Annotated in this window: 1 pseudogene; it reads right to left on the bottom strand. The window is 72.1% G+C overall.

The window, feature by feature from the left end:
* Window positions 1-263 (bottom strand): annotated as a pseudogene (locus tag ACSNOK_RS34285) (ATP-binding cassette domain-containing protein); the annotation flags it as partial.
* Window positions 264-272 lie beyond the last annotated feature (9 nt).

Below are 272 nucleotides of genomic sequence, written 5' to 3'. Positions count from 1 at the left end.
ATGTCGTCGGAGAAGTGCCGCGCGGTGGCGAGGTCGTGGGTGATGTAGAGCACCGCGAGGTCGTCCTCGCGCTGGAGGCGGGCGAGCAGGTTGAGCACGCCCAGCCGGATGGAGACGTCCAGCATGGAGACCGGCTCGTCGGCGATGACGACCTGGGCTCCGGGCGCCAGGGCCCGGGCGATGGCCACTCGCTGGCGCATGCCGCCGGACAGCTCGTGGGGACGGCGCTGGGCGATGTCGGCGGCCGGGGTCAGGTTGACGCGCTACAGGAG

It is taken from the genome of Streptomyces sp. URMC 126 (assembly GCF_051386555.1).
Classification (GTDB): Bacteria; Actinomycetota; Actinomycetes; order Streptomycetales; family Streptomycetaceae; genus Streptomyces.
Note: the sequence above shows the minus strand (reverse complement) of the source record. Positions and strands in the feature narration are given on the sequence as shown.